Source organism: Lactobacillus sp. UMNPBX16 (genome assembly GCF_002553775.1).
GTDB lineage: Bacteria > Bacillota > Bacilli > Lactobacillales > Lactobacillaceae > Lactobacillus > Lactobacillus crispatus.
The window spans coordinates 1-3796 of record NZ_PCYU01000056.1 but is presented as its reverse complement, the minus strand read 5'-3'; the positions used below and the strand labels follow the sequence as shown (position 1 = coordinate 3796).

Below are 3796 nucleotides of genomic sequence, written 5' to 3'. Positions count from 1 at the left end.
TGATATGCGCCCCGAAATTCGGACAATGAATTTCGGGGTTTTATTATGTCTAAATTATCTAAACAAGACAAAATTGATATTTACAATTCTTGGAAGTATTGCTTCAATACTCCGGGAAAGCTGGCAAAAAAGTATGGCGTTAGAGCATCTAATCTTGACTATATGTGTAAATTAATCGATAAGCATGGACTAGAAATATTGGATAAACCATATATTGCTTATTCGGTTGAATTCAAAACTAAAGCTATTAACAGAGTTTTGGCAGACAAAGAAACTATAAATCAAATATCATTAGATCTTGGATTACGCAGCTGTGGGCAGCTTTATAATTGGCTTCGCAAATACATCGAAGATGGGTATAATGTCATTAATCATAAGAAAGGCAGACCTACCCGTGAAAAGCAAAGATCAAGAAATCAAGCAGCTTCGCAAGCAGATCAAGGTCCTAAAACAGAAGAATCTCGAGCTTACTGTCGAAAACGAATTTATAAAAAAATTGGACGCCTTAGTTTCAGAAAGGATCAAAAACCAGAAGCCAAAGAAATAGCTTCTGCGGTTACTCAGCTAAGGCAGGAACTCCATGTAACCGTGAGCTTTGTCCTCAAGATCATAAATTCTAATCCTAGTCTTCCTCATCTCTCTCGAAGCAATTACTATTACACTTTGAGCAAGACTGACAAAGATGATAAGAATAAAGATGTTATAACCAGAATCAAAGAAATCTTTGAAGAGCACAAGCATCGCTACGGCTACAGAAGAATCACTGCACAGCTCTGTCGTGAAGGCTTTAAAATCAATACTAAGAAAGTCAGACGCCTGATGAACAAAATGCATTTGTTTGGCATTGCAATAAGAAAGAAATTCAAATACTCAAGCTACAAGGGCACCGTTGGCAAGATCAAGGACGATCTGATTAGACGTCAATTTAGCTCGATTCTTCCTGATAGAAAATGGTATTCTGACGTTACTGAGTTTCACCTAAACGGTCAAAAGCTTTATCTTTCACCAATCATCGATGGCTGCACGCAAGAAATCATCTCTTACACAATCAATCGTCATCCTGTCTTAAATCAAGTGATGACTATGCTTGATAAAGCATGGGAAAAGCATCCAGCTTTAAATGGCTTAGTATTTCATACAGATCAAGGCTGGCAGTATCAGCACAAGGCTTTTCAGGCTTGGCTTAAGAATCATGGCATTGATCAAAGCATGTCACGCAAAGGAAATTCATTGGATGATGGCTTGATGGAAGGTTTTTTTGGCATTCTTAAAAGAGAAATGTTCTATGGCTTTGAGAAGAATTATAAGAATCTTGATGAGCTTAAAGCTGCTATCGAAGATTACATTCACTACTACAATCACCATAGAATCAAGAGCACGCTAAAAGGCCACACTCCGATAGAATATCGAAGCATGGCCTTAAAGCAAGCGATCTAATAATTAATATGTCTTAATTTTTGGGCGCATATCACTATTATTCGTGCTATAATTACCTTAATTTTTACAGAAAGCGAGGACTAAAATGCGCGACATTTTAGGTTTAAGTTTGAGAATGAATTATTTCCTTTCATTCGTCAAACGCTACTTAAGGCTTAACCCAGATTTTTAGCTGAAAGTCTGGGATTTTAAACTACAACTGAATAGTAATTTTCCCTGGCTTTCAGCGACATTAGCAGTGTTGTGAAAAGGAATGGGAAAATGTTTAACTTAATCGAAAAAGAAAATGTCAATGTCAGACGATTATTAGCTGGACGAGTGTTAACTAACATCGCAGATTCACTATTTTACATGGCAATTTTGTGGTTCTTTAAGGTGCGCTTTAATTCACCAGTGATTTTGTCCCTGATTTTCATTGCGGACTCATCAATTGATATGCTGTCGTTTACTTTGGGTCCACTAATTGATCGCATCTATATCAAAAAGATGCTTAAAATTGTAACGGTAGTGCAGATCGTTACTAGCGTTATAGCGACGTTGTTGTTTCAAGCTAAGCTGTGGCAAAATCTAACAATTTGGTTTTTGTTAGCAATATACGTTATTTCAACGATCGGCTCGACTTTGATTTACCCTGCAGAAGAAAAAATTTTGCCAGTCATCGTTTCGAAAACGAAACTAGCTAAAGTAAACGGCGTTTTTCAAATGACTTATAAGACGCTGGATTTGTTCTTGAATGCAGCGGCAACATTATTGATTACTTGGGTGTCACTTGATTTCACAGTGATCATTTCTGCAGTATTTTTTGCAGGTGCTCTAGCCTTTTATACCAAGTTGATTCTGCCCAGGAAATTATTGTTGCCTGAATCTACGAGCGAGTATTTTACGGAAAACTATTGGCAAGATCTGCTTAAGGGCTGGCAGACTTTGAAACAAGAAGACAAGATAGCACGCTTGATCATGCCTTTTGCAGTGACTAACTTGTTCTATGGGATTTCGTCTGTTGGTCTGCCTTATTTTGCAACGGAGCATTTGACTAAATCAGCGATTGGCTATGGTAGTTTAGAACTAGCTTCATCAATAGGTGGGCTAGTTGGCAGCATGTTAATTCAACGGCTAACTTTTGATAAAAATAAAATTGAAAGATTGGTCGTTGTATGTCTGGCATTGTCTGGCTTGGCGATTGTGCTTGAGCCAGCTGTACCCAAAGGGATGCCAATTTTGCTGTTAATTCTGTTTTTCACGTCCGAATTATGGATTGTGATGATGAATATTAACTTCAAAGTGTTGGTGCAAGAGAGCTTTAGTCCGCATGTTTTAGGTCGAGTAGAGACGATCAATGACTCGATTCTATCATCGATGATTCCGATTGGCTCATTTTTAGGCGGGCTGATTGTAGCGCGTTTTGGTGCAGATTGGGCGATTGCACTTGAGGGAGTTGCTCAAATTTTGACAGCAGGATATTATTTTGTGATTGAGAAAAAGAAGTAAATAAATAGCAGTGGTCGACTGGATCATTGCTTTTTTTGTAAAGAAGAGCGGTCAAATGATCACCACAATGTGTCTCTAATTGAACTGTCCCATGGTTAATCATTTTTTCAACCATTTACGATTATTGCTTTTGGTAGTAATATAAGTAAAAATATAGTACAATAAGTTGTACAATATAAGGAGGGATTAGTCTATGGATGCGGTTAATTACAGTAATTTTCGTAAAAATTTAAAGCATTATTTTAAGCAAGTCAATGATGATAGTGAACCTTTGATCGTAACTAATAAAGAACCAGAGGATAATGTGGTTGTATTAGGTAAAGAAGATTATGATGCCTTGGTTGAAACATTAGAAATTCAATCTAATCAATACCTAATGGACAAGATTGAAAGAGGGCGTAAACAAGTTAGTGAAGGCACGATAAAGCAACATGAACTAATTGATCCTGAGCAGGTAACAAAATCATGATCGTAGCATGGACGGATGATGGTTGGAACGACTATGTGTATTGGTATGACGATGGTGATTATAAAAAGGTATCAAGAATAAACGATCTTGTGAAAGATATGAAAAGACATCCATTTACAGGTATTGGTAAGCCTGAGCCCTTAAAGAGAAATCTATCAGGGTTATGGTCAAGACGAATCGATTCGAAAAATCGGATCGTCTATGATTGTCATAAATCAATGATAACTATATATTCATGTAAGGATCACTATTGATAATTGGAGTTTTGCAGCAATGATTAATTTCATTGCTGCTTTTTTCATTGACTAAAAAATATAAAGTGCTATTTTTATTAAAATTGGACAGGGGGATTGCTATGAAAATTGGAGTTTCAACAAGTTTAAAAAATATATGTGTAATTGT

Annotated in this window: 4 protein-coding genes; all 4 read left to right on the top strand. The window is 36.6% G+C overall.

Annotation, left to right across the window (positions count from 1 at the left end; genetic code table 11):
- The first annotated feature begins 45 nt into the window (after positions 1-45).
- Complete coding sequence (locus CP367_RS09740) at positions 46-1437, top strand: IS3 family transposase (RefSeq protein WP_304441358.1); 1392 nt, start codon at positions 46-48, stop codon at positions 1435-1437.
- Positions 1438-1698: 261 nt separating this feature from the next.
- Positions 1699-2925, top strand: a complete 1227-nt coding sequence (locus CP367_RS09735) for an MFS transporter (RefSeq protein ID WP_089146286.1) — start codon at positions 1699-1701, stop codon at positions 2923-2925.
- A 193-nt stretch (positions 2926-3118) separates the two neighbouring features.
- Positions 3119-3394 carry a type II toxin-antitoxin system Phd/YefM family antitoxin gene (locus CP367_RS09730; protein WP_013087009.1) on the top strand — a complete coding sequence of 92 codons (276 nt, stop codon included), beginning with the start codon at positions 3119-3121 and terminating at the stop codon, positions 3392-3394.
- A complete protein-coding gene (locus tag CP367_RS09725) occupies positions 3391-3648 on the top strand; it encodes a Txe/YoeB family addiction module toxin (protein WP_025006274.1) in 258 nt (85 codons plus the stop codon). Before CP367_RS09730 ends, CP367_RS09725 begins: the two co-directional genes overlap by 4 nt.
- The last annotated feature ends 148 nt before the right edge of the window (positions 3649-3796 follow it).